The sequence below is a fragment of the Vibrio sp. B1-2 genome (assembly GCF_963888445.1).
Lineage (GTDB): Bacteria > Pseudomonadota > Gammaproteobacteria > Enterobacterales > Vibrionaceae > Vibrio > Vibrio anguillarum.
In genome coordinates this window covers 260097-285159 of record NZ_CAWPJH010000041.1, presented here as the reverse complement: position 1 = coordinate 285159, position 25063 = coordinate 260097, and the positions used below count along the sequence as shown (strand labels likewise).

The window sequence follows — 25063 nt, the reverse complement described above, 5'->3', positions numbered from 1 at the left end:
GATTGAACTGGGTGGTGATTTTACCACCCAATAAACGCTATGAACCCTAAAAGAAGCTTAGAACGTCTGTTTGTAGCCTACAGTTGACTCGCTATCAGTTGCATCAGCGCGTGAGCTAATGCAGATTTTGAACTCAAAGGTAATGCTTGCTCTCCGCCTTGCCAATAAACGGTCAGCGCATTGTCGTTACTATTAAAGCCTTGGCCCGCAACAGAAACATCATTGGCGCAGATCATATCCAGTTTTTTGTTGAGCAGTTTAGCGCGGGCATATTTTTCAACTTGCTGCGTTTCAGCAGCAAAGCCTACCGTGAACGGGCGGTTTTCTTTCAATGCAGCTACGCTGGCGACGATGTCGGGATTTTTGACCATGGTGATGAGCATGTGATCGCTCGCATCGGTTTTTTTGATCTTTTGATCGGCGACGATCTCAGGGCGATAGTCGGCTACGGCGGCGCAACTGATGAACACATCATGTGATTGCGCTTGCGCCATCACTTGCTGATGCATATCGCAGGCACTTTCCACATCAATACGTTGTACTTGTGGCGGTGTGAGCAAATTGACCGGGCCACTGATCAGAGTCACTTTCGCGCCCAATTGAGCGGCGGCCTGCGCAATCGCATACCCCATTTTGCCTGAACTGTGGTTACTGATATAGCGGACTGGATCGAGTGCTTCACGGGTTGGGCCTGCGCTAATCAACAGTGACTTACCGGCGAGCAGTGTGTTGTTTGCCACCTCTGTTTGGAAAAAAAACTCGCAGCGCTCAACCAATTGCATTGGCTCAAGCATGCGGCCCGGGCCAACATCGCCACACGCCTGTTCACCAGCTGCTGGGCCCCAAATCATCATGCCTCGGCGTTTAAGCGTGGCAATATTCTCTTGTGTGGCGATATTGCGATACATCTGCTGATTCATTGCCGGCGAGACGGCTACTGGCGCATTGGTGGCTAAAATCAAAGTGGTGAGTAAATCATTACCCATCCCTGCGGCGACGCGCGCGATGAGATCCGCAGTCGCGGGAGCCAGTAGGACTAAGTCTGCCCATTTGGCAAGTTCAATATGGCCCATAGACGCTTCGGCGGCTGGGTCTAATAAGCTATCTGAAACTGGCCTGCCAGAGACGGCTTGCATGGTCAGTGGCGTTATAAACTCTTTTGCAGCGTGGGTCATCACCACTTGTACTTGAGCGCCTCGTTCAATCAAGCGACGCGTTAGCTCAGCACATTTATACGCAGCAATACCGCCGCTAATGCCGAGCAGAATCTTTTTTCCTGCCAGTGTTTGCATTGTCTTTTCCTCAAAAATTCTGCGCATTATGTTAGCACAACTCTCGCATCGAGTGACCTTATGATCCGCTCAATCCTTTTATATTGGACGAGTGTTTCTGCGTCTTTCATCACTTATCAATTACAAAAAACCATGAATTAAGCCTAAATAAAGAGAAGCAAAGTTGCAGGCTTGGCTATTTCTCTATGTTGTCTGAGTACCTTTAGCCCTAGGAGTGCTTAATGAGCCTCAAATCACTGCCCACAGAATCAATGCCACGCGAAAAATTGCTTGCTCGCGGTCCTCAGGCATTATCTGATGCTGAACTGCTGGCGATTTTCCTTCGTACTGGTACTCAAGGAATGAATGTACTCGCTCTCTCGGATCTGCTGCTGCGCGAGTTTGGATCACTTCGAGCGCTTTTTTCGGCCAACCAGCAAGAGTTTTGCCGCCATAAAGGGTTGGGCGAAGCCAAATACGTTCAATTGCAGGCGGTGCTTGAAATGACGCAGCGCTATTTGGCCGAAACGCTCAAACGAGGTGGCGCTTTGACTAGCCCAGAGCAAACCAAGCTTTATTTATCGAGTGTGCTACGCGATCGCCATCGAGAAGCCTTCTATATTCTGTTTTTGGATAATCAACACCGAGTGATCAGCGATGAAGTGCTGTTTGAGGGGACGATTGACGCGGCCAGCGTTTACCCTCGTGAGGTGGTTAAAAGAGCACTCCACCATAATGCAGCGGCATTAATATTGGCCCATAATCATCCGTCAGGCGTTGCTGAGCCTAGCCAAGCCGATCGCAGAATCACACGTCGATTAACCGATGCACTAGCGTTAGTGGACATCCGTATTTTGGACCATTTTGTGGTGGGCGATGGCGAGGTAATTTCTTTTGCAGAAAGAGGGTGGATTTGAATCACATTTTAGGTTGTGACTTAAGATTATTCTGGTATGATTCGCGCACTAAATTATCAACCTAAATCAGCTCTGCTTAAAAAAAGATCGCCAAATCCGTAAAAAGGATCTGTTCGGGTCTTGAGCAATGCATGTCAAGTTAGTATAATACGCGACCTTTGATAGCCTTGTATGGATTTTCCATAACGGTTTTTAACCTCAAACTTCTTAATACATCGAGAACGAGGTTCGGCCACCAAGGTTGATATCGAGCTGAAACGATTTGGAGAAGACATTCATGTCCCGAGTATGCCAAGTAACTGGTAAGCGTCCAATAACGGGTAACAACCGTTCACACGCACGAAATGCTACTAAGCGTCGTTTTCTGCCGAACCTACAAACTCATCGTTTCTGGGTAGAGAGCGAAAAACGTTTTGTTAAACTACGTCTAACTGCTAAAGGCATGCGTATCATCGATAAGAAAGGCATTGATGCTGTTCTTGTTGATATCCGTGCACGTGGCGAAAACGTTTAAGAGGAATTGAGCAATGGCTAAAGGCATTCGTGAGAAAATTCGACTAATATCTTCTGCAGGTACTGGTCACTTCTACACAACTGACAAGAACAAACGCAACATGCCAGGCAAATTTGAGATCAAGAAATTTGATCCAGTAGTTCGCCAGCACGTTCTTTACAAAGAAGGCAAAATCAAGTAATTGATTTTACGCTTTGTAAGCATTGAAAGACCCAGCTTTGGCTGGGTTTTTTATTGTCTGGAATTTGTACCCTGCAATGTCAGCTCTCACTATAATGTGCTAAGTTACTCAAAGATAAACTCTTAGGGATCACTTATGCGTATCAATCGCCGCCGTTGGAATAATATTCTTATCTTGGCTGTTATTGCTTTTATTGCCATTTTGAATTTACCCACAGTCATCAAAACTTATCTTATTGAACCGCCTGCTAGCCCTTATCCTTATGTGATTAATCCAAATGCACAGCTGCAAGCACTGCATTTTACTGACTGGTCACTTGAACTGAATCAAAACCGTTGGCGATCAAGCAAAGCAATTTCAGTTGCTCCTGAAATATTAGCACAACGCTGGCAGAGTTTAGTTGGTACAGAAGTAGATGATGCCACTTACGAGTCGCTTGCGTCTCTACTACGCAACCCACAAACCGTGGAGGTGTGGTATCAGGATCGCGAAGAGCCGCAAAGGATCACCTACTACCAAACCCCCCAGTTTTGGTTATTGAAAAATTGGCAAGAGAAATGGGTGGCACTTTCGGTAGAAGAAGCTTTTCTTTTTCCGAACTGAGCCTTTATTTCTCGTGAGCGTTGAACAAACCAAGAACGAATACCCAATAACGACGAACGAAGAATCGAGATGTATCATGCCTGAGTTACCCGAAGTTGAAGTAAGTAAAATGGGGATTAGCCCGCATTTAGTTGGGCAAACGATCCAACAACTGACATTTCGCACGCCCAAATTACGTTGGGCCATCCCTCAAGAGCTGAAACAGTTAGAAGGGCAAGTGATCCGCAATATTGCCCGTCGAGCCAAATATTTATTGATAGAGACCGATATTGGCAGTGCGATTGTTCACTTGGGAATGTCAGGTTCATTGCGAGTATTGGAGTGTGATTTTCCGGCAGGTAAGCATGATCACGTTGATCTGCGATTAACCAATGGCAAGGTGTTGCGCTACCACGATCCACGTCGATTTGGTGCTTGGTTATGGTGCGAGCAAGGAGAAAGCCACTCGGTGTTAAGTAATATCGGTCCTGAGCCATTAACCGATGATTTTGATGCAGATTACATTGCGCAAAAAGCGAACAGCAAACGTATCGCCGTTAAGCAATTTATTATGGAAAATAAAGTGGTGGTTGGCGTAGGCAATATCTACGCGAGTGAATCATTGTTTAATGCGCGAATTCTCCCCACTCGGCCCGCTCATTCGCTGACACTGACTGAGTGGAATTGCCTCGTGCGAGAAATCAAATCAGTCTTAGCAACGGCGATTCAACAAGGTGGCACAACCTTAAAAGATTTTGCACAAGCGGATGGCAAACCGGGATATTTTGCTCAAGAGCTTAATGTGTATGGCAAAGCACAGCAGCCTTGCTCAGCGTGTGGGCAAGCGATTGAAGCGCTGAAAATTGGTCAGCGTAACACCTTTTTCTGCTCTGCTTGCCAAAAATAAGGTACGTCCTAAAGGCTATATTTTCTTGCCATGCAAGGCGTTAGCGACAATGTCAGGAACAAATTGATCAACTTCTCCACCATGAATCGCCACTTCACGCACAATGGTGGAGGAGATAAACGCATGCTCCTCTGATGGTGTAAGAAACACACTTTCCAGCCCCGGCATCAAACGGCGGTACATGTTGGTCAAACCAAATTCATACTCGAAGTCAACCGTAGTACGCAAACCGCGGATCAGCACATTGGCTTTTTCATCACGCGCAAAATCGACCATTAATCCAGCAAATCCTTTGGCAGTGACATTCTCTAAATGTTGAGTGACTGCGCTGGCAAAGGCGACCCGTTCTTGCAGAGTAAACATGGTGTTTTTGCTTGGGCTGGCGGCGACGGCGATGATCACTTCATCAAACATATTGGCGGCGCGTTCGATCAGATCCAAATGACCATTGGTGATGGGATCAAAAGTGCCGGGATAAATCACACGCGAAATTCTTTTTTGGCTCACAGTGGAAGGCTCATATTGGTTAACTGGCATTGATATTAACAAAAAGACTCAAAATTACCTATTGAACTCGGTATGATGTAGCCCGCATTAAACTGTGACACTTAGCGAGTGAGAGAAGAGACGATGAACAAGTTGTTGGTGATCCGTAACGATAAAATTGGTGATTTCATGCTGGCTTGGCCAAGTTTTGCGATGCTAAAAGCCTCGTTGCCAGATTGCCATATTACCGCGTTAGTCCCCAGCTATACCGTCGCGCTGGCCGAGCTTTGCCCGTGGATTGATGCTGTGATGGTCGACCCAACGGAAAACGCGTCCTCTGCGAAGAAAAAGCAATGTATTAAAGCGATTAAACAGCAACACTTTGATGCTTCGATCAACCTCTTCTCGACCACTTACAATGCACTATTAGTTTGGAAATCTCGTATTCCTTATCGTTTAGCGCCGGCGACTAAATTCGCTCAAATTTTTTACAACAAACGAATTAAGCAAAAACGCTCTCAATCAGCCAAACCAGAATATGAGTATAACTTAGATTTGGTACGCGCTTTTTTGCATGATATTGGCAAAGAGGTTGTCGAGCCGAGCGCACCTTATTTGCAATTTGATCAAGCGAAGCTTGTTGAACAAAAAAGCAAACTGGCTGCGCAACTGCATCTCGATACCAGTAAACCGTGGGTATTCGTGCATGCCGGAAGCGGCGGTTCAGCGAATAATTTGTCGCTAGAGCAATACACGCAGTTAGTGATGGGGATCGACGGCGAGCAAGAAATTATCCTTACTGCCGGGCCGGGAGAAGAGGCGAAAGCGGCGCAGTTAAAAGCTTTGATTGAAGAAAAGGGCGGGCGAGCGGCATTGTATGATAAAAACGAAGGGCTTGTTGATTTCTCACGCTCGATTGCTTGCGCTGATATTTTTATCGCAGGTTCAACCGGGCCTTTGCATATTGCCGCTGCGATTGATGTGCCCACAGTTGGCTTTTTCCCCGCGAAACGTTCAGCCACGCCACTGCGTTGGCGACCATTGAATTCACAAGGTCGCCACATTGCCTTTTGTCCACCACAAGCAAAAGACAAAGAAACTCAGGCCGATATGAGCCGCATTGATATTAATGCGGTGTTAGCCGAACTTAACCCTTGGGTGGCTCAGTACTGGTTCTAACCCATAAATCGGCGTATTTAACAAAGGTGGAATGCGCCGATAATAAAGAAAGCAAGAAGCCTTGCTTACCATCTAAAAAGCCTGCTTTTAAAACGTACATTTTCAAAAAGCAGCCAAACGCATGCAAAATACCTTGGCTAATACTGCTTTTCTTACCACGTTTTTCTCGTTGCTCTGCCCATGCCTTGGCATAACCTGCTGATTTAACTAAATAATGATGAATATCGTTATAGGTGTAGTGAATCGCATCACCTACAAGATTCTCGACTTTCATGCCATCTGCGACTTCGACTTTTTCATGCACCAAAGCCTCGTTATATTGCGTTAATTGAGTCGGGTAGAGGCGCAACACGCGATCAGGATACCAACCGCAGTGGCGAATATAGCGGCCAAAAACCCAACTTAAACGGGCAAATTGATACAGTGTATTGGGTTTATTAGCCGCGACCGCTTGCTGAATGCTATCTTTTAACTCTTTGGTCACGCGTTCATCGGCATCTAGCCACAACACATAATCAGACTCGACATACGACTGCGCTAAGCGGCGCTGTGGGCCAAACCCAGGCCACTGCGAATTGACAAAAAACTTATCAGTATAACGGCGCGCAATCTCTTCGGTATTATCACTGCTACCTGAATCTAAGACGACGATTTCATCTACCCATTGGTGAACGGTTTCCAAGCAAGCTTGCAGATGTTGCGCTTCATTTTTAACGATCAGCGCAACGGCTAAAGTAGGTTTGCTCACATTCATTCCTCGGATATTGGGTTTAGCTGAAAATCAGCCGTTATCTTATCAAACATTTGGATAACATGGCTTGCTTGAATGCGCTGCATCGCTTGTTCATCTTTGACGCGAGTACGCCAACTGACTTGCTCTTTCGTTTTTCCTGTTTCGGCAAACAGTGCTTCTTCATAAGCCGACACTACATAATCACGATACTGATAAGGCCCTGTGCGCTGCGGATTATGGTGAGCGTATAAACCGATAACGGGAGTATTCATTGCATTGGCCATGTGCGTTGGGCCTGTATCTGGCGCTATCACTAAATCGGCTAAGTCGAGCAGTGCCAACATCTCTTTAAGCTGGCTTTTACCAACGACATTGAGTACCGGCTGAGTAAGTTTACTCGCTATTTCGGCTGCTAGATCAACTTCAATTTGCGCAGGGCTACCGGCTAAAATGATATGCCAACCAAGTTGTTGAGCATGCGTTATCACTTCTACATAACCTCCAGCGGTCCAATTTTTATAAGGCTTACTCGCGGCAGGAACCACGACTAAATTACGCTTTGAATGTGCAAGTTGCTGCTTGGCCCATTGATGATCGGAATCTGAATAAGTAAGTGACCACTTAGGTTCTAGCTCTTTGACTCCAAGGCATTCAGCAAACGCGAGTAAGCCATCTAATACATGAGGCGCTTGAGGCGATATCACTTTTACATTAGTAAATAGGTGCTGGAAATCTTGGCTGCGGGCGGCATCAAAACCGAGTTTATATTTAGCTTTAATACCCAGAGTGGCAATACTGGCACGAAAGGCATACTGCATATGCAAAAGTGCATCGAAGGATTGCCCTTTAAGTTCTGCCCACAGTTTTTGATATGCTTTCCATCCCTGTTTTTTGTCGAATATAACCACGTTTACATTCGGCAAATCAGCAAGCAACTGCGCTTCAAGTTTTCCAGTGATCCACGTGATATGAGTTTCAGGCCATTGGTGTTGAATTGCTTGCACGGCCGCCACTGCATTGCACACATCGCCAATCGCCGACAGACGCAATACACAAATTGAGCGCGGAGCAGAAGAAAAAAGAGCCATAAGTGACATCGATATAGAGAAAGTTAGTAAGAATTATGCAGACAGCGCTGATAAATGTAAAATGCCAAACAAGCACGATGAAGCACATTCAATCTCGTCATTAAAAAGTGAAACGATGAAAACGCTGAAAAAAGAGAATCAAACAATTTGGTATGACGAGCATTTGCTAGTTGAGGATCCGCTCCGCTGTTTTAACCCTGAATTTTGGCAGCAGGCTGGTAGCGTCACAGGTAGTGCAACGGGACGCGGCACGACATGGTTTGTAAAAGCTGAAAAAATAGAAGCAGCACTACGCCACTATAAGCGTGGTGGATTATTCGGTAAGTTAGTGAGTGATCACTACCTTTTTTCAGGTTGGCAGAAAACTCGCAGTTTTCAAGAATTCGAATTACTCAATACACTGAGAGAGGCTGGGGTGAATGTTCCACGCCCGATTGCAGCGCGAGCAGTAAAGCGCACTTTTTGTTACCAGGCCGATTTACTCAGCGAAAAAATCCCGAACGCCCGCGATCTGGTGTCTATTTTACAAGAACGTCCATTACCGACTGAAATGTATGAGAAAATCGGCCTGGAAATTCGCAAAATGCATGATGCGCAAGTCAATCACACCGATCTCAATATCCATAACATCCTGATTGATGACCAAGAGAAGATATGGATTATTGATTTTGATAAGTGCTGCCAGCAACAAGGCGAGAGCTGGAAGAAAGGAAATTTAGATAGGTTGAAGCGATCGTTTGAGAAAGAACAAAAAAAGAGATCTATCAACACCTTAAAGATAAGTTTTGATCAACTATTACATGCGTATAGTGAGAGTAAAAGAAAATGAAATTATTTGTGATTAACTTGAAAGAGGCCAATGCTAGACGAGATCGGGTCCAGAAAAAACTGTCAGAAATAGATGTTGAATGTGAGTTTTTTGAAGCTGTAAATGGTTTTAGTGGATTACCACCTAAGTTGGCTATGAAGCCAAATGATGATTATCGAATCAAATATCGTGGTAGACCTTTGACTCCTGGGGAAAAGGGCGTATATGCGAGTCATTATTTACTCTGGGAAAAATGCGTTGAGTTAGATGAGCCCATAGTAATATTCGAAGATGATTTTTTACCAACACCATTTTTTTCGCTCGTTATTGATAAGCTTCCTGAGTTACATAAAAAATACGACTATTTACGTCTTGAGCCTCAGGATACAAACTTTAATTGTAAAATGATTGAAAATACTCATGATGGCTTTCAAGTTGTGATGTGGATGGATAATGCTGGAGGAGCTAGGGGATATAGCATTACACCGAAAGCGGCACGTAGATTTTTAGACGAAAGTGAGCAATGGTTATGTGCTGTCGATAATTTTATTGGCGAACCATATAAACATCACATATCTTCTATGGGATTATTGCCATATGCTATATACAATCCATCTGATATGGAAAGCCAAATTCAGAACAAAACAAAATTAGCCAAAGTTGCCTTAAAGAATAAAATTTTTAGAGAAATAGAAAGGCTTTCAAGGACCATCAGATTGGCATGGTGGAATGTTATGCATAAATCAATTAAAAGGTAATTATCTATGATAAGGGGACTCATATCTCGACTTCAAATTACCAGAGATAAAATAAGACGTCATCTTGGAATCATTCTTTTTGATTCATCAAAAGTATCTAAATTAGATTTAGAGAATGTTAATAGCATTCTATTTATCCGTAATGATGCAAAATTGGGTGATGCTATTGTTTCCTCCGGGGTACTCAAGAAACTTAAAAAGTACCGCCCAGAAATAAAAATTAAAGTGCTGACTACCTCTGCGATGGCCCCATTGTTTACAGAACACTTTGGTGTTGATCAAGTTGTGCATCTAAGTAAGCGACCGTCATACAGTGAAATGAAAGAAGTCTGTACGCAAGTTGGGTCGGTCGATGCAGTAGTCGCTTTTAATCTTGATATGAAAATGAAAGATATTTATTTGCTGAACAAGTTAAAGTCTAAAATAAATATTGGTCTAGATCCTGATTTAAAGCTGATTAATTTAAACATTTCTGATGATATCAGAAATATGCATTATGCTGATAAGTTTAACTATATTGCAACTCTATTGGGTATAACTGAATCAGCAGAGAATTATATAGTTCCTCTTGTTCCCTCTTCTATGGAAAAAGTACAACTTTTCTTGACTGAAAATAATATCAATGAATTTGTGCTTATTAATCCATTTGGTAGTGGCAACGAAAGGAAGTTGAGCAAGGACTCGATAAATAAAATCATTAGTGCAATCAAAGAATGGGATAAGTCATTGAGTGTGGTTCTATTGTCGGCTCCTGATACAAGAGATCTTTTAGACGCTATGTCCCTTACTACTACAAGTATTCGTCACTTTGATCAGAGTGATTCTATTTATGATGCCATTGCTATTGTCGAGAAAGCGAAGTTAGTGGTTTCTGTTGATACATCAATAGTTCACGTCGCATCTGGTTTTAATAAACCGCAGATTGCAATTTATAAACAAGATAAGGTTAATTTCAGCAACTGGCACCCTAACTCTGAACATGCAAATGTTATTATTGCTATTACAGATATCAATAATTTCGAAGAGGAACAGCTAAAGCAAGCACTAATCTAATTAAATTATTAGTTCAATGGCTGATATTGTGTTCGCTAGTGATCCACGGTTTTTATCAATTACGAGTCGAGTTGATTGTGATTTAGAATGAAGTACATTTTTATCATTGAATGCTTGAGATGTAGATTTTGAGATTGCTTTAGCTGTAGTGACAACCTCTAATCCCTCAGCTTTGATTAGTTGTTCTGTTATATCCGTAAAATTATAATAACTTGGCCCAATTAGTATTGGTTTACCTAATGCTGCTGGTTCTAAAACGTTATGCCCTCCAACTTTGTCTCCTAGCAAGCTTCCGCCCATAAAACAAATGTCAGCAGCTCCCATTAGTACTAGCATTTCTCCCATTGTATCACCTAGATACACCTGCACTTCTGGATCAAGTTCTGCCTCTGTTTCAGTTCGTCTCACACTAATAAATTGTGTTTTACACAACTCAAAAACAGCATTAAATCGCTCTGGGTGACGCGGGACAAGAATAAGCAATGCGTTAGGGTGCTCTTTAAGTACTTCAGCATGGGCTGCTAATACCTGTTCATCCTCACCTTGATGAGTGCTTGCCGCAATCCAAATTGGACGATTTCTCCCCAGATTAGATCTTAACTGCTGGCCTTTCTGTATGGTTGTTTGGTCTATATCGATATCAAACTTAATTGAGCCAGTGACGAAAATTTTTTCTTTTGCCACACCCAATCGAATAAAGCGCTGTGCATCGTCGGGATATTGACATAGTACTCGAGTTAAATTTTTAGCTAGCATGTTAAATATTGGCTGAACTTTTGCGTACCGCTGGCATGAACGCTCAGATAAACGAGCATTAATGATAGTGATAGGAATACCCGCTCTTGCAACAGTATGTAGCGTATTCGGCCAAAGCTCAGTTTCCATGATGAGTAGTTGGCTAGGCTTGATAGCATTTAAAAAACTACGAATGGCAAAAGAGAAGTCAAATGGCATATAGCGATGTTCGGCGATGCCTTGTAATTTAGCTGCTTGTTCTGCGCCAGTAGGCGTTGTGGTGGTAATAACAATCGGCTGATCAGGATATTGTGATTTTAGTTTTTTTATCAGTGGAGAAACGGAAAGTGTTTCTCCAACCGATACCGCATGGATCCAAATCGGTGATTTATTAGTTTCAAGTGGTGGCGTGAAACCAAAATGTTCTTTCCAGCGAGCACCAACGGATGGTTTACCATCTCGTTTTCTGTACAGGCTCCACATCAAAAATGGAGAAACAATAGTGAGTAGGAACGTATACAGCCAACGAATGAGCACAATGACCTCGTTTACTTCTTGATTAGATCTTCAGGTTTCTGGTGAGTCCATTTACCACGAGGCTTGTCTAAATATTGAAAATACTCATTGGTAAATGTGCCTTGGATACAAACATGACGGCGACGACGATATTGAATGGATTCATCTTTTAAAACATCATTGAATACCGCAGGCCCAGTTGTCCCGTAAACTCCTTTTTTAACATCATAGTTCTGGATGTTATACACAATCGTATCCATCACTTTCTGGAAATGAGGGTTTTGTGGCGCTGTCGCTAAAAAGTAATTAGTAATTTCAGTCCCATTTTTGATCTTGATATATAACGCGTCATGGATGCCTTTTAGTAGTCGACTAAGCGGCCAAACCAATGTGGCATCAATATCCATATAGACACCGCCTTGTTGGTATAAAGTTGTCACACGCCATAAATCGGCTTGAGCAGCACCATCGGTCAACTTCATATATGCATCATAAACTTCTTGTGATGCATTTTCGCGTAAATATTCTTCTCGTGCTTCGGTGCTGACATAGCGATAATCGTAGCTTAGTGACATTAGACGATTGAATAGATAATTCAAATAGATAGGTAGACTACTATGGTTTGAATAGTTGGTTTGCCAAATAACTTTAGGTACACCACTGCTATTTTTTGTTTGAATTTTGGCTGGAGAATATTCAGGAATAGTGAATCGTACTTTAGGGAAAACAAAGTGGAATGGGTATGAAAGCACTTTAAAAATATTACCAATCAACTTGATGGTGCGGTTTGCAACCATAATAGGGAAGTTATTCATACTGTCTCTTTATTTTGTTCTAATGCAGTAGCCATCTCTGCAATAATTTGTTGGTTACTAGGAATATCACCATTCGCATTCATGACAATGCGGTGATCACCTTCTAGTGGAGTGTATCTAAATGGTACGGTTGAGTAGAAAATACCAACGGTTGGTGTATGAGTTGACACCGCAATATTTCTCACTCCCGTATCAGGAGCTACCACTAAGCGTGCCTTGGCAATGTATTCGACTAGTTCATCTAATGATAGGCAAGACTGAATCGTGAAATTACGGTTAACTTCCAAATGACGAAGAAAATCACCTTTTTCAAAATCATTTTTGCCTTCTAGATAGACATGTTGATGGTTTGGAAAAGTTGTAATTGCGAGCTCAATGAAACTCTTCATTTGTTCTTGAGTCAGAATTTTTGATTGAGTTGATGCGCCATTAAAATAGAGAATGTTAGGTTTGCTTTGCTCTTTATCGTAGAGTTCCAGGTGACTTGGGTACCCAAAATCTAATGGTCTTTTTGGGTTATGTCCGAGCATTTTCAGCATATCGAGCATGCATTCAAGCTCTGGCTGAAAATCAGATCGAAATACCGCAATATTGTACAAGCTTCCACATAAATAAGGTTTGTATGGGAAACCAAATTTCAGCTTGGCTTTGCTGAGCAACGTCATCCAGTAAGAGCGGCTGGTACCTGCGACATCAAAGATGATGTCTTGCTCTTCTAATTGCGTAAATTGCTGGATCTTCTGCTTCCAGTTCAGTTCATGCTTGCGGTGTCGACCAATCATAAAAATGGTTTCATCAGCGAGATCTGAAGGTGTTCCATATTGATAGTTAGAGACACCCACTAGCGTGATTTTCGCGTTCGGAAAAAATTTTCTCGCTTCAATAAGAAAGGGTCGAACAATGACCTGATCACCTAATGCAGCGTGACGAAAAATTGCAATTTTTTTCACTTTCTCGGGTGAAAACTCATGAATTAAGTATTTTTTTGCTTGCTTGGATGCATAAGCACCGCGTTCAAACCAAAGATGTTGCATCAAGTTTATCCAATAAATTTGTTTACGGCAGCCATTACCAAATCTGGTGATAGCTTGTTCAAACAGTCAAGGTGCTTAAGTGGACACTCGCGTTTAAAGCAAGGGCGGCATTCTATGTCAGTGTGTATAATTTCGACATTATCTGCCAATGGTGGTGTGTATTTTGGTGAGCTTGAGCCATATATTGCAACAATATTACACCCAACAGCGGCTGATACATGCATCAACCCAGAATCGTTGCAGACGACAGTATGGCAAGCTGCAAGCAAATCAACTACCTCAATTAAGGAAGTTTCACCGGCTAGATCAAAGCATGAATTTTGTAATTCCTTTGGAAGTGTATTGCGGATAGCGCTTGTTACCACTTTATCTTTGGCTGAACCGAATAACCAAATTTGCTGGCCTTTTTCAATCAAAGCTTTCGCAACTTCAGCATAGTATTTATCTGGCCATCTTTTAGCTGGGCCAAATTCTGCTCCTGGGCATAAACCGATAATCGGTTTTATGGTCGATAAGCCTAATCTTGACATTGCATACTGTTGAGCTTTGCTATCGATGAATAGAGAAGGGCGAGGGCAGGTTTCTAGCTGAACTTCACTAAGCATGCTTTCCTTAGAATAAGCAAGAGCAACATAACGTTCCACCATAAACTGAAAAACTTTGCGATTTGGGCGAAGATCATTGAGCAAACCATAACGAAATTCACCTTTCCAGCCCGTACGAGATGGAATGCCAGCAAACAGAGGAATTAAAGCTGACTTAGCCGAGTTAGGTAAAACGTATGCGTGCGTATAGCCATTGCGCTTTAATTCTTTAGCCAGTGCCCATCGACCTGCAAGGTTGAATGCGCCGTGCCCTATTGGCATTTCAATCGCACAGTTGATCTCTGGCATTCGTTCTAAAATCGGTTTACACCACGCAGGTGCGAGAACATCAATCGTCGCAACGGGGTAGTTTCGCTTCAATGTGGTATAGAAGCTTTGCGACATGACCATGTCGCCAACCCAAGAAGGGCCGATAATCAGAATCTTCATGTTCTGCTGCTCATCAGTTTGGCTGTTGAACGGCATTGTACTTTTCTATACGGATAAGAGCAAAGAAGGTTGCGAGCATAAAGCCATAGAATGCGCTGATTAAGTTAGCTTGTAATGGTGCTTCTGTTAAGCAAAAGAGCATAAACCCAGCGACAAATACCGCACCTGTGTAACCCCAGAGGCTATTGGTTTTTCTATAGTGTTGAGTAAAGACTACAAAAGGTACTGCAAGCATCATAATAGTGGCAACTATACCCAATATTCCATTACTCGCCAGCATTTCGAAATATTGGCTATGGGCATGGCCGCGATTAAGATCCCGCGTATATTCATTTACTTTACCTTCTGCATAAAGCTGCTTATTGAGAGTTTCCCGTTCATCATAAGGTAGACCAATGAATGGGCTTTGTTTAAATGCTTCTGTAGCAGCTTTCCACAAATAGAGTCGAGTACCAGTAGATGTTGCCGCTTTTACATCTCCGGAAATAATATGAGACACCTCATAAGCTGTATAATCTATTCGTTGTTTTACTGAATCGGAATTCCAATAAGTCCCTAATGATAGAGCGATAAAACCCACAATGAACGTTGATGTTAATTTTAGGTTTAATCTTTTCCAATTTAGTAGCGCACACAATATCAGAAGTAGCGGAATAGCAAATATGGCGCCACGAGTTAAAGTTAATACTGTTGAAATAATCGATGCTATAAATGCGATCAATAACAAGTGTTTATATTTAGACTTTATACTTAAGCACAGGGCGAGAAAAGCCAATGAACAGGCTAAATAACCAAAGTTGATACTAAAGAGAAAACCGTCGACACGGGGCATATGGAGTATAACGAACTGATAAAGAGCAAGAACCAGCGCACCAAAAGAACCAACTATGACGCCAATAGATAACCATTCATAGGCTTGTGCCGAGCGTAGGATGAAAGCTTTTCTGAACATTAAATAAATAGGAATACATAGCAATAGACGACTTCCGCCTTGAAAGTATCTAAGTGTGCCACCATCGACTATTGTGATTGGTAAATTGGCAAAAAAATAGGCACCAAGACAGCAAGTGATCAGTAAGTCATATTTATTAAAATCACAATGAGTTCTATTCTTAACTAGGTAGTGAATTGAGAATACAACGACAAAGGCGACAATGACAACACTAAAGTTATTTGTTGATAGCAGTAATGCTGGAACTAAGAATAATGATGACAGCGCAAATTTATCCACGTTAAGAAATTTGTTCATTCGTGATTCCATTTTTATTATTTCACCGATTTTCTGAATGTATAATTACCGCGTACCTTGCGCCATAGGCCAAATACATCGGTTTTAGGGAAGATAGCAATACGTCGTATTTGATATAAATCTTTATGCATTAATAATGGGCCGCTGTTAGTAGCAACCGCAAATTGATAGCCACATTGATGCACGATCTGTTTTGAGAGCGCATCATGATCGCCATAGGGGTATGCAAAAGAAACCAATTGTTCGCCTAGTAGCTCTTCGAGTTCAAGCTTATTGCGTGAGATCTCTTTACGCTGTTCAGATTCACTGAGTTTGCTGAGAAATGGGTGAGTCATTGTATGACCGCCAATTTCTACATGACCAGATTGGTGTAATTCCCTAATTTGGTGTTCGTGCATCAATGCAACTTCTTTTTCTGGGTTGCTCGGTACTTCAACATCCCAACGGTTAAAATCCTCCCCCGTTACTACATAGACAACTGCTTTAAAACCGTATTTTTGTAATAGCGGCAACATCAATTCGTAGTTATCTTGATACCCGTCATCAACCGTTAAGATGATATAGCGCTTGCCTGATTCAAGGCGGTGAATAAGCCCTTTATCCGCTAAATCTTTAAAGGTTAGCGTTTCAAACCCCATTTTTTTTAGCAGTTTGAAGTGCTTTTCAAGCATGTCTATATGCAGATAGGTTCCATGTACGCCTTTTTCACTCTCATCCTTAATAAAGCGATGATACATAATAATCGGCATCTCTTTACGCAGCTTTTCAACATAAACCGTTTGATAAATATCTTCTATTTGATCGACCACATTGGTTAAGCTGTAGCTGTTCTGAATTATCTCACTGACTTGTGGCGAGCAGTGTGGTGTTTTTAACCCTTGTTCTACATATTGACTAACTCTTGAAAAATCAATATCGAGATCTTTAGGCCCGATGTCACCGAAGTTGCTTGCCATGGCCGCAGCGATATTATCGTCATCGACAATACCAATTGCACTTGCCTCACCGATTGCCAGGGTAGGCCGTCCACACAGCAAAGATTCCATTGCCACTCTGCCAGCCCCAATGACTAAGTCTGATTGAGCAAGTATCGAGACGACATCTTGTGAATAACCAAGAAAGTGAACATCAGAAGTAAACTTATCAAAACGCGCTTCAATTTTAGAGCCAGATATGACCTGAATCTGGTATTTTGCTGAGTCTAAACACTCATCGAGCAACCGATAACAAAGATCCCCTTTGGGGCCAGTTAACCTACCAATAACACTGACAACAGGTTTGCTATTTTGAGGAGCATTTTGCCAAGCGAATTCTTGCGTTTCAATGCCGTTTCGGCTTACGAGGAGCGAACTTTGTGGGACATTTAATTCAGTCATGAGTTGTTGTTCAATAGCCTCACAAACCGGCAGCGCTTTGTCACCCATGGCGTGAAATTTTTTACGAGAGGCGTGTACAGGCTGGCGACCATGTACTGTGGTGACCATAGGCGTATTTGTTAATTTGCAAGCAATGTGACAACTCCAGCTTGAGGCACGAGAGTGAGCATGCACTAGCTGGATATGGTGTTTCTTAATCAGATAAATAAGATAACCCACATGCCAAAAGCGGCGAGGAATACTGCGTTTATTAAAACGGAGTTTATAAAATAGCCCTTGGTGAGGTTTTGTTAGCGTATCGGAAACATAAAATACCTTATGCCCACGCTTTGTCAGTTCATCGCCAGCAGTTGTGGCGTAAACCTCCGCCCCAGTGACCTCAAGTTGAGATAAGGCCATTAATATATTCATTAATACTCCACGAGTTAGCAGCCAATGCTTTTTATATGTCTAAGAAACATGATCAATTTTTCATTCTTCCCCTTCCAATGGTTACTCCATATTAGTCTTCCAGTAAGAGGAGAGCAGCCTTTTAGGGAGATATATTTACTAGTTCCTCCCCCTTTTAGGGGGAGGTTAGGAGGGGGTGATTACAGCCATCACTACTTATTAATCAACGCCATATACTCAGCCACACCTTCAGCCACAGTCTTAAATTGATGCTGGCAACCTGCGGCGCGCAATTTCGTTAAATCGGCCTCGGTGAACTCTTGGTAAGCACCTTTCAAGTGATCTGGGAATGGAATGGTTTCAACCTCACCTTTACCATGGTACTTGATAACGGCTTTAGCTACTTCTTGGAAAGATTCTGCGTTGCCAGTACCCAAGTTATAAATACCAGATACACCGTTGTTCATAAACCATAAATTCACAGCCGCAACGTCACCTACATAAACGAAATCACGCTGGAAGGTTTCACTACCTGCAAACAGTTTCGGGTTTTCACCCGCATTCATTTGATTATTTAAATGAAAAGCAACAGAAGCCATTGAACCTTTGTGTTGTTCACGCGGGCCATAGACATTGAAATAACGAAAACCGGTAATTTGGGAAAGGGTCTCACCGTGTGCTTGTGCTTCTTGCCAAATGCGGCGCACATAGTTATCAAATTGCTGCTTGGAATAGCCGTATACATTCAGCGCACCTTCATACTCTTTTTCTTCGATGAAGGTATCAGTATCGCCATAGGTTGCGGCTGATGAAGCATACAAAAATGGAATGTCGCGCTCTAAGCAGTAGTGCAGTAGCTCTTTAGAATATTCATAGTTATTAAGCATCACATACTTGCCGTCCCACTCAGTTGTTGCAGAGCAAGCGCCTTCATGGAATACGGCTTCGATAGGACCAAAATCCTCACTAGACATGATCTGCACCAAGAAATCGTCTCGGTCCATGTAATCGGCAATGTCCAGATCAACTAGGTTTTTGAATTTACGCCCATTTTTTAAGTTATCGACAACAAGAATATCAGTAATGCCTTGTTCATTTAGCGCTTTGATAATGTTGCTGCCAATCATGCCAGCGCCGCCAGTTACGATGATCATAGATTTGTCCTGAATAAATGTTAGCTGCATGAAAGTATAACATTTCAAGAAGTATTAGGAAGAGTGGCATAGATGATGTACCAACTGGTTGCAGGGTGAGCAATTGCTGTTGTTGATATGTCGGTTGCATCACAGTTATTCCGTGCAGTTAAAAAATGGAGTCTAGATTGGATAAAATAACGGGCTGTAAAAATGACTTCATTCTGAGTGGTTTAACAACTCGCTATCTGACTATCGCCACTTTGGTATGATTAAGGTACAATTTCGCCAATTAATGCAGTGACTAACTGCTACACAAGATGAAGTGTTATTGTATTGGGGCCATACCCAAGGGCGGTAGCGTGCCTAAATGTCAGAAAAAAGGGAAATTTGTGAATAACCATTACCAGTCATCCAACCCAAATCCTCTACATCCGCAAATTCCAAGTTTTTACGAACAGAATGATGAAATCGATCTCAAAGAGCTTTTTATTGCTCTTTGGCGAGGGAAATTGATCATTATTTTTACTACCTTGGTGTTTACGATGGGCGCTATTACTTACGCGTTAACGGCGCAAGAGTGGTGGAGCAGTAGCGCGATGATTGCAGTGCCGCAAGTTCAAGATTTCACGGAATACCAGTCTCAAGTTAAGCAGTACCAACCAGTTTTTGACGTTTACCAAGAAGACGGTACGATGTTGGTGAATAACTATTTAGATGATTTGGTTATGCCACAACAGCTATTTCAGTCATTCATTATGGCTTTTGAGTCGAATAAAAATAAACGTAATTTTTTAGACAGCAATGCGTTTTTTCAAGATTTCAAGAATAAGTTGGATGCTGATGCTGATGCTGATGCTGATGAAGCTACACGTCGTTTGTATAATGCATGGTTTAGTAAACTAACTGCGTCACAAGCTGATCAAAGCAATAAAAATATTATTGAGCTAAAGGTTCAAGCAACAACAAAGCTTGATAGTTATAATATGTTGCAAAACTATATTACTTATATTAGTGATATCGTGCGTCGTGATGCTTTGCAAAACTTAAATGCAGTTATTACAAGTAAAATAAATGAGTTGCTGCAACAAAAAACAGCGCTTTCTTTACAAGCGAAACAAAACCTTGAAGTTGAAATTCAACGAGCTGAGTACGCACTGCAAATAGCGAAAGCAGCAAAGGTTGACACACCTGTACAAAACTTAGGCGAAAAAGAAATTTTTTCAATCAACCTAGGAAGTGCTGCTATTGAAGCCAAAATAAATGCGTTAAAAACCATATCAAACTTGAGTGTTATTGAACCGCGTTTACAGCAGATAGACTCAAAACTAACGCTGATTAATAATACAAAAATAAACCCTGATATAGAGTTTGCTACCTTTCAATATTTAGATGATGTCCAAATACCACTGAATAGAGATAAACCTAAACGAGCACTAATTGCCGTGTTATGGGCGTTGTTAGGTGGAATGTTAGGTGTAGCCATTGTGTTGGTTAGGTTTACGTTTAGGAAAGAGTCCAAATAAAAGATTTTTTAAATATCTATTGGGGCTAAGCGATAGCGTAAATTCCACTGTATCAAAATGAATAAAATGTGTTTCAGTTCTGCTCTTTAGACAGAGATGTAAAGATAAATAAATTCACTTCAGTTAGAATAAATCTCGTCAGAAATTATGTCATGCTACCAATAAATACTTTTAAAACAATAATTGAAAACACTCCGTTAGTCTCTATTGATCTGGTTGTATATAATCAAAAAAATGAAGCACTTTTAGGTAAACGCAATAACCGACCTGCACAAGGTTACTGGTTTGTCCCAGGTGGCCGCATTCTAAAAGACGAATCGATAGCAGTTGCTTTTAGACGTTTAACGTTAAATGAACTTGGAGCAGAATTTTCAATATCAGACGCGCAATTAATCGGTCCTTTTGAGCATTTTTATACCGACAACGTCACCGATGAAGAGTTTAGCACACATTATGTGGCATTGGGTTATCGCTTGTTGATTGATGATGCGCTATTAGCATTACCAAAGGAACAACATGATGATTATAACTGGTTTACCGTTGAGCAAGTACTTGAACATCCACAAGTACATAAACATGCGCGCTGGTATTTTGAACCTCAGGGCAAAAAGACACTAATCAGCTAGATAATATTAGCGACACGCTTTTAAAATAAGGTTAGGAATTTAATATGATTTTACCCGTTATAATGGCAGGTGGTACAGGTAGTCGATTATGGCCACTTTCCCGAGAACTTTATCCTAAGCAGTTTTTAACGGTAACGAGTGAGCAATCAATGCTACAACAAACTGTTGCACGTTTATCAGGTATTGAGCATGCAGCACCGGTTTTAATTTGTAATGAAGAGCACCGTTTTATTGCTGCAGAGCAAATGCGTTTGGGCGGGTTTGAGCATGGAGGTATCATTCTGGAACCTGTGGGTAGAAATACAGCACCTGCAATAGCACTTGCAGCGCTTCAAGCTGTTAATAGTGTCGGAGAGGGTTCAGATCCAATTTTGTTAGTACTTGCCGCCGATCATATCATCGATAATACACAAGCATTTGAAGAATCAGTACAAAATGCATTGCCATTTGCAAACAATGGACAATTGGTAACCTTTGGTATTGTACCAACTGCACCTGAAACAGGTTATGGGTATATTAAGTCAGGTACTCAAAGAGGAGATGCCTTCTCTGTTAATGAGTTTGTAGAAAAACCAGATTTAGAAACAGCTAAATCTTACCTAACACAAGGCAACTATTACTGGAATAGTGGTATGTTCCTGTTTAAAGCAAGTCGCTACCTTGAAGAGCTAGAAAAGTTCGCACCAGATATGTTAGATGTATGCAAGCGCGCGATTGCCTCTCCAGCAAAAGATCAAGAGTTTGTACGTGTAGACAAAGCTATTTTTGAAATTTGCCCCAACGATTCTATTGACTATGCGGTAATGGAAAAAAGCAAAGATGTGGTTGTTGTACCCATGGATGCAGGTTGGAGTGATGTTGGTTCATTCTCTGCATTGTGGGATGTGTCAGAAAAAGATGAAAACCAAAATGCGATAAAAGGTGACGTCATCACTGTTGACTCAACCAATAATTACATTTATGCAGAAAACAAATTAGTATCAACGGTCGGTGTTGATAACTTAATTATTATTGAGACTAAAGATGCAATCTTAGTGGCGCATAAAGATAAAGTGCAAGATGTTAAAAGTGTTGTTAATCAATTAAAAGTATCAGAACGAAGCGAAGCTAAATTACATCGTGAAGTTTATCGCCCATGGGGCAAATACGATTCTATTGATATGGGTAAACGAGATCGGGTAAAACGTATTACGGTGAAACCAGGCGAAAAACTCTCTATTCAAAAGCATCACCACAGATCAGAACATTGGATCGTGGTTTCTGGTACTGCAAGTGTACTCAATGGTGGCAAGACCATTTTAGTAACGGAAAATGAGTCGACCTATATACCGCTTGGTACTATTCACGCATTAGAGAATCCAGGAAAAATTCCATTAGAGATGATCGAAATTCAAACTGGTAGTTATCTGGGTGAAGACGATATTGTTCGGTTTGAAGATCGTTACGGAAGAGTTTAAGGATTAGCATGCAAAATACGCCCCAAAATATCATAAGTGCGACTGTCATATCAGAAAGCGGTATTACTTTTGGCACAAGCGGTGCACGTGGTTTAGCCACTCAATTCACACCAAATGTTTGCGCAGCTTTTACTGTCGCTTTTATCGCGAGTATGAAAAGCAATTTCAATTTTGAAAGTGTCGCTATTGCGATTGACAACCGTCCAAGCAGTAATGCAATGGCAAAAGCGTGTGTAGTTGCATTACAACAACTGGGTATCAAAGCCGTTTATTACGGTGTCGTTCCAACGCCTGCATTAGCATATATTGCTCAAAAAGATAACGTGCCAGCAATTATGGTCACGGGTAGCCATATTCCCTTTGATCGCAATGGGCTTAAGTTTTACCGACCAGATGGTGAAATTAGCAAAGCAGATGAGCTGGTGATCATTACTGAGCAAGTCGAATTTACACCTCTAAATGAACTACCAAATGAACTACCAGAACTTATCACTAGCAATCGTGCCTCAGAAGAATACATCAACCGTTACACATCACTTTTTGATACACCTTGGCTTGCGGGTAAGCGAATTGGTATTTATGAGCATTCCAGTGCTGGGCGTGATCTCTACTACCGTATCTTTGAAACACTCGGAGCTGAGGTGATTGCGCTGGAGCGTAGTAACGAGTTTGTACCTATCGACACCGAGGCAGTTTCAGAAGAAGATAAAACTAAAGCAATAAAATGGTCCTCTGAATATAATTTAGATTTAGTGTTTTCGACAGATGGTGATGGTGACCGCCCATTAGTTTCCGATGAAAATGGAAATTGGTTACGTGGAGATATTCTTGGATTACTATGTGCAGAAGCGTTAAATATAGAAGCATTAGCAGTACCTATCAGCACTAATACCGCAGTAGAGTTAAGTCATAAATTCAAGCATGTTGAAAGAACTAAAATTGGTTCACCTTATGTCATCGCAGAATTCGTTACTTTAGCTAAAAAATATAGTTCAGTAGCTGGCTTTGAGGCAAATGGTGGTTTCTTGCTAGGTAGCGATGTGCAGTTGAATGGTCAGTCGTTAAAAAGACTACCGACCCGTGATGCTATTCTTCCTGCAATTATGTTATTGGTTGCCGTAGGTGATGGAGCTATTTCAACATTAGTGAGCACTTTGCCACAGCGCTTTACGCATAGTGATCGCATCCAAAATTTTGCAACAGAAAAAAGCCAAGCAATTATTGCTCAAGCAAAAATAGCTCCCGCATCATTGTTAGCAAAATTAGGCTTTGAAAATATAGAAATAAAAAATGTTGATGAAACAGATGGGATGAGAATTACACTCTCAGGCGATTCAATTATACATTTACGCCCATCAGGAAATGCACCTGAATTACGTTGCTATGCAGAAGCTTATAATTATATTCAGGCTAATGAATTTGTTGTGAAAATACTCCAAAATATACAAAGAATTTAATCATCAAATCACACTAATTAAATGAGCTAAAATCTTCAATATTTAGCTTCTAAAAATTGGATAAATTAGTTAACAGATATCTTTTATATAAATAATTTTATTGGGGGAGCTTATGTCAAAGAAAAAAGTTGCATTAATAACAGGTGTTACAGGGCAAGATGGGTCATATTTGGCTGAGTTTTTATTGAATAAAGGTTATGAAGTCCACGGCATTAAACGCCGTGCATCATCGTTAAATACTGAGCGTGTTGACCACATTTATCAAGATAATCATGAGCAAAATCAGAAGTTTTTCCTGCATTATGGTGATTTAACCGATTCATCTAACTTAACGCGTATTATTAAAGATGTTCAACCTGATGAAGTATATAATTTAGGTGCGCAGTCTCATGTTGCGGTTTCATTTGAATGCCCTGAATATACGGCAGATGTTGATGCAATAGGAACGTTGCGTTTATTAGAAGCCATTCGCTTTTTGGGCTTAGAAAAGAGAACAAAATTCTACCAAGCTTCTACTTCTGAACTATATGGTGAAGTGCAAGAAATACCTCAAAAAGAAACAACACCTTTTCATCCACGCTCACCATATGCTGTAGCTAAAATGTATGCGTATTGGATAGTGGTAAATTATCGTGAGTCATATGGCATGTATGCTTGTAATGGAATTTTGTTTAACCATGAATCCCCCCGTCGCGGTGAAACTTTTGTGACGCGTAAAATTACCCGTGCTATTGCCAATATTTCTCAGGGTTTAGAGTCTTGTTTATACCTTGGTAATATGGATGCTTTACGCGACTGGGGGCATGCAAAAGATTACGTACGTATGCAGTGGATGATGTTACAACAAGAAACAGCGGATGATTTTGTTATCGCAACGGGTAAGCAAATCAGCGTGCGTGAGTTTGTAACGTTATCAGCTAGAGAAGTTGGCATTGAGCTTGAATTTAGTGGTGAAGGTGTTGATGAGATTGCGACTGTAAAAGCTATAACCGGTGATAATGCCCCTGCGCTCAAAGTTGGCGATGTGATTGTTAAAGTTGATCCCCGCTACTTCCGTCCTGCTGAAGTTGAAACTCTACTTGGTGACCCGTCAAAAGCAAAAGAAAAATTAGGATGGGTTCCTCAGATCACTGTTGAAGAAATGTGCTCTGAAATGGTCTCAAGTGATTTAGATGTGGCTAAACAGCATGCAATATTAAAAGAGCATGGTTATAGTAAATCAGTAGCAGTTGAGTAGA

Annotated in this window: 25 protein-coding genes; 14 read left to right on the top strand and 11 right to left on the bottom strand. The window is 41.5% G+C overall.

The genetic code is table 11. The annotated features are described in order from the left end of the window. Nucleotides 1–77: 77 nt before the first annotated feature. A complete protein-coding gene (gene coaBC / locus AACQ75_RS14580; RefSeq protein ID WP_064626049.1) occupies nt 78–1292 on the bottom strand; it encodes a bifunctional phosphopantothenoylcysteine decarboxylase/phosphopantothenate--cysteine ligase CoaBC in 1215 nt (404 codons plus the stop codon). Nucleotides 1293–1513: 221 nt separating this feature from the next. Here coaBC and radC point away from each other — a divergent pair, with 221 nt between their 5' ends. The 5 genes from radC (at nt 1514) to mutM (ending at nt 4372) form a co-directional block, all read left to right on the top strand. Then, the gene (gene radC, locus AACQ75_RS14575; RefSeq protein ID WP_010318993.1) at nt 1514–2188 is read left to right on the top strand and encodes a RadC family protein; all 675 of its coding nucleotides are present in this window, start codon (nt 1514–1516) and stop codon (nt 2186–2188) included. A gap of 277 nt (nt 2189–2465) precedes the next feature. Further along, nucleotides 2466–2702: a 50S ribosomal protein L28 gene (rpmB, locus tag AACQ75_RS14570; protein ID WP_004397476.1), complete on the top strand. Its 237-nt coding sequence runs from the start codon at nt 2466–2468 to the stop codon at nt 2700–2702. A gap of 13 nt (nt 2703–2715) precedes the next feature. Further along, a complete protein-coding gene (gene rpmG, locus AACQ75_RS14565; RefSeq protein WP_010318992.1) occupies nt 2716–2883 on the top strand; it encodes a 50S ribosomal protein L33 in 168 nt (55 codons plus the stop codon). Nucleotides 2884–3018: 135 nt separating this feature from the next. Beyond that, nucleotides 3019–3486 (top strand): hypothetical protein, encoded by a 468-nt coding sequence (locus AACQ75_RS14560; RefSeq protein WP_013855728.1) that lies wholly within the window; start codon nt 3019–3021, stop codon nt 3484–3486. A gap of 76 nt (nt 3487–3562) precedes the next feature. After that, the gene (mutM, locus tag AACQ75_RS14555) at nt 3563–4372 is read left to right on the top strand and encodes a bifunctional DNA-formamidopyrimidine glycosylase/DNA-(apurinic or apyrimidinic site) lyase (RefSeq protein ID WP_017045920.1); all 810 of its coding nucleotides are present in this window, start codon (nt 3563–3565) and stop codon (nt 4370–4372) included. Nucleotides 4373–4387: 15 nt separating this feature from the next. Here the strand turns inward: mutM and coaD are convergent, their stop codons facing one another. Then, nucleotides 4388–4879, bottom strand: coding sequence for a pantetheine-phosphate adenylyltransferase (coaD, locus tag AACQ75_RS14550; RefSeq protein ID WP_026028196.1), 492 nt, complete (start codon nt 4877–4879; stop codon nt 4388–4390). Nucleotides 4880–5002: 123 nt separating this feature from the next. Between coaD and AACQ75_RS14545 the strand changes: the two genes are divergently transcribed. Beyond that, nucleotides 5003–6037 (top strand): glycosyltransferase family 9 protein, encoded by a 1035-nt coding sequence (locus AACQ75_RS14545; RefSeq protein ID WP_017050182.1) that lies wholly within the window; start codon nt 5003–5005, stop codon nt 6035–6037. Here the strand turns inward: AACQ75_RS14545 and AACQ75_RS14540 are convergent. Together AACQ75_RS14540 and AACQ75_RS14535 are read right to left on the bottom strand one after the other, a co-directional pair. Then, nucleotides 6006–6791, bottom strand: a complete 786-nt coding sequence (locus AACQ75_RS14540; RefSeq protein ID WP_170888908.1) for a glycosyltransferase family 2 protein — start codon at nt 6789–6791, stop codon at nt 6006–6008. The genes AACQ75_RS14545 and AACQ75_RS14540 overlap by 32 nt on opposite strands. Further along, nucleotides 6788–7858, bottom strand: coding sequence for a glycosyltransferase family 9 protein (locus AACQ75_RS14535; RefSeq protein ID WP_170888907.1), 1071 nt, complete (start codon nt 7856–7858; stop codon nt 6788–6790). Before AACQ75_RS14535 ends, AACQ75_RS14540 begins: the two co-directional genes overlap by 4 nt. Nucleotides 7859–7919: 61 nt before the next feature. Here AACQ75_RS14535 and AACQ75_RS14530 point away from each other — a divergent pair, with 61 nt between their 5' ends. The 3 genes from AACQ75_RS14530 to AACQ75_RS14520 are packed head-to-tail and all read left to right on the top strand — an operon-like array spanning nt 7920 to nt 10477. Then, the gene (locus AACQ75_RS14530) at nt 7920–8687 is read left to right on the top strand and encodes a 3-deoxy-D-manno-octulosonic acid kinase (protein ID WP_170888906.1); all 768 of its coding nucleotides are present in this window, start codon (nt 7920–7922) and stop codon (nt 8685–8687) included. Further along, nucleotides 8684–9424: a glycosyltransferase family 25 protein gene (locus AACQ75_RS14525; RefSeq protein WP_170888905.1), complete on the top strand. Its 741-nt coding sequence runs from the start codon at nt 8684–8686 to the stop codon at nt 9422–9424. Before AACQ75_RS14530 ends, AACQ75_RS14525 begins: the two co-directional genes overlap by 4 nt. Nucleotides 9425–9430: 6 nt before the next feature. Then, nucleotides 9431–10477 carry a glycosyltransferase family 9 protein gene (locus AACQ75_RS14520; RefSeq protein ID WP_170888904.1) on the top strand — a complete coding sequence of 349 codons (1047 nt, stop codon included), beginning with the start codon at nt 9431–9433 and terminating at the stop codon, nt 10475–10477. Here AACQ75_RS14520 and waaA read toward each other — a convergent pair whose 3' ends face one another. The 7 genes from waaA to rfaD all read right to left on the bottom strand — a co-directional run bounded on the left by waaA (nt 10478) and on the right by rfaD (nt 18780). After that, entirely contained in the window at nt 10478–11749 is a 1272-nt protein-coding gene (gene waaA / locus AACQ75_RS14515; protein WP_170888903.1) for a lipid IV(A) 3-deoxy-D-manno-octulosonic acid transferase, read from the bottom strand. It abuts the gene before it with no gap. Between the two features lie 11 nt (nt 11750–11760). Further along, entirely contained in the window at nt 11761–12543 is a 783-nt protein-coding gene (locus AACQ75_RS14510; protein ID WP_170888902.1) for a glycosyltransferase family 32 protein, read from the bottom strand. Then, nucleotides 12540–13577 (bottom strand): glycosyltransferase family 9 protein, encoded by a 1038-nt coding sequence (locus AACQ75_RS14505; RefSeq protein WP_170888901.1) that lies wholly within the window; start codon nt 13575–13577, stop codon nt 12540–12542. Before AACQ75_RS14505 ends, AACQ75_RS14510 begins: the two co-directional genes overlap by 4 nt. 5 nt (nt 13578–13582) lie before the next feature. Then, on the bottom strand, nt 13583–14611 hold the full coding sequence (gene waaF, locus AACQ75_RS14500) for a lipopolysaccharide heptosyltransferase II (RefSeq protein WP_170888900.1): 1029 nt from the start codon (nt 14609–14611) through the stop codon (nt 13583–13585). Between the two features lie 13 nt (nt 14612–14624). After that, the gene (locus AACQ75_RS14495) at nt 14625–15872 is read right to left on the bottom strand and encodes an O-antigen ligase family protein (protein WP_170888899.1); all 1248 of its coding nucleotides are present in this window, start codon (nt 15870–15872) and stop codon (nt 14625–14627) included. 5 nt (nt 15873–15877) lie between these two features. After that, complete coding sequence (locus AACQ75_RS14490) at nt 15878–17647, bottom strand: polysaccharide deacetylase family protein (RefSeq protein ID WP_170888898.1); 1770 nt, start codon at nt 17645–17647, stop codon at nt 15878–15880. 191 nt (nt 17648–17838) lie between these two features. After that, nucleotides 17839–18780, bottom strand: a complete 942-nt coding sequence (gene rfaD, locus AACQ75_RS14485; RefSeq protein ID WP_170888897.1) for an ADP-glyceromanno-heptose 6-epimerase — start codon at nt 18778–18780, stop codon at nt 17839–17841. A gap of 371 nt (nt 18781–19151) precedes the next feature. Here rfaD and AACQ75_RS14480 point away from each other — a divergent pair, with 371 nt between their 5' ends. From AACQ75_RS14480 to gmd, 5 genes are all read left to right on the top strand, one after another. Further along, nucleotides 19152–20285: a Wzz/FepE/Etk N-terminal domain-containing protein gene (locus AACQ75_RS14480; RefSeq protein WP_170888896.1), complete on the top strand. Its 1134-nt coding sequence runs from the start codon at nt 19152–19154 to the stop codon at nt 20283–20285. Between the two features lie 152 nt (nt 20286–20437). Next, nucleotides 20438–20911, top strand: coding sequence for a GDP-mannose mannosyl hydrolase (locus tag AACQ75_RS14475; protein ID WP_170888895.1), 474 nt, complete (start codon nt 20438–20440; stop codon nt 20909–20911). A 44-nt stretch (nt 20912–20955) separates the two neighbouring features. Continuing rightward, on the top strand, nt 20956–22368 hold the full coding sequence (locus AACQ75_RS14470) for a mannose-1-phosphate guanylyltransferase/mannose-6-phosphate isomerase (protein ID WP_170888894.1): 1413 nt from the start codon (nt 20956–20958) through the stop codon (nt 22366–22368). An 8-nt stretch (nt 22369–22376) separates the two neighbouring features. Continuing rightward, nucleotides 22377–23825: a phosphomannomutase gene (locus AACQ75_RS14465; RefSeq protein WP_170888893.1), complete on the top strand. Its 1449-nt coding sequence runs from the start codon at nt 22377–22379 to the stop codon at nt 23823–23825. Nucleotides 23826–23937: 112 nt separating this feature from the next. After that, nucleotides 23938–25062, top strand: coding sequence for a GDP-mannose 4,6-dehydratase (gene gmd, locus AACQ75_RS14460; RefSeq protein ID WP_170888892.1), 1125 nt, complete (start codon nt 23938–23940; stop codon nt 25060–25062). Nucleotide 25063 lies beyond the last annotated feature (1 nt).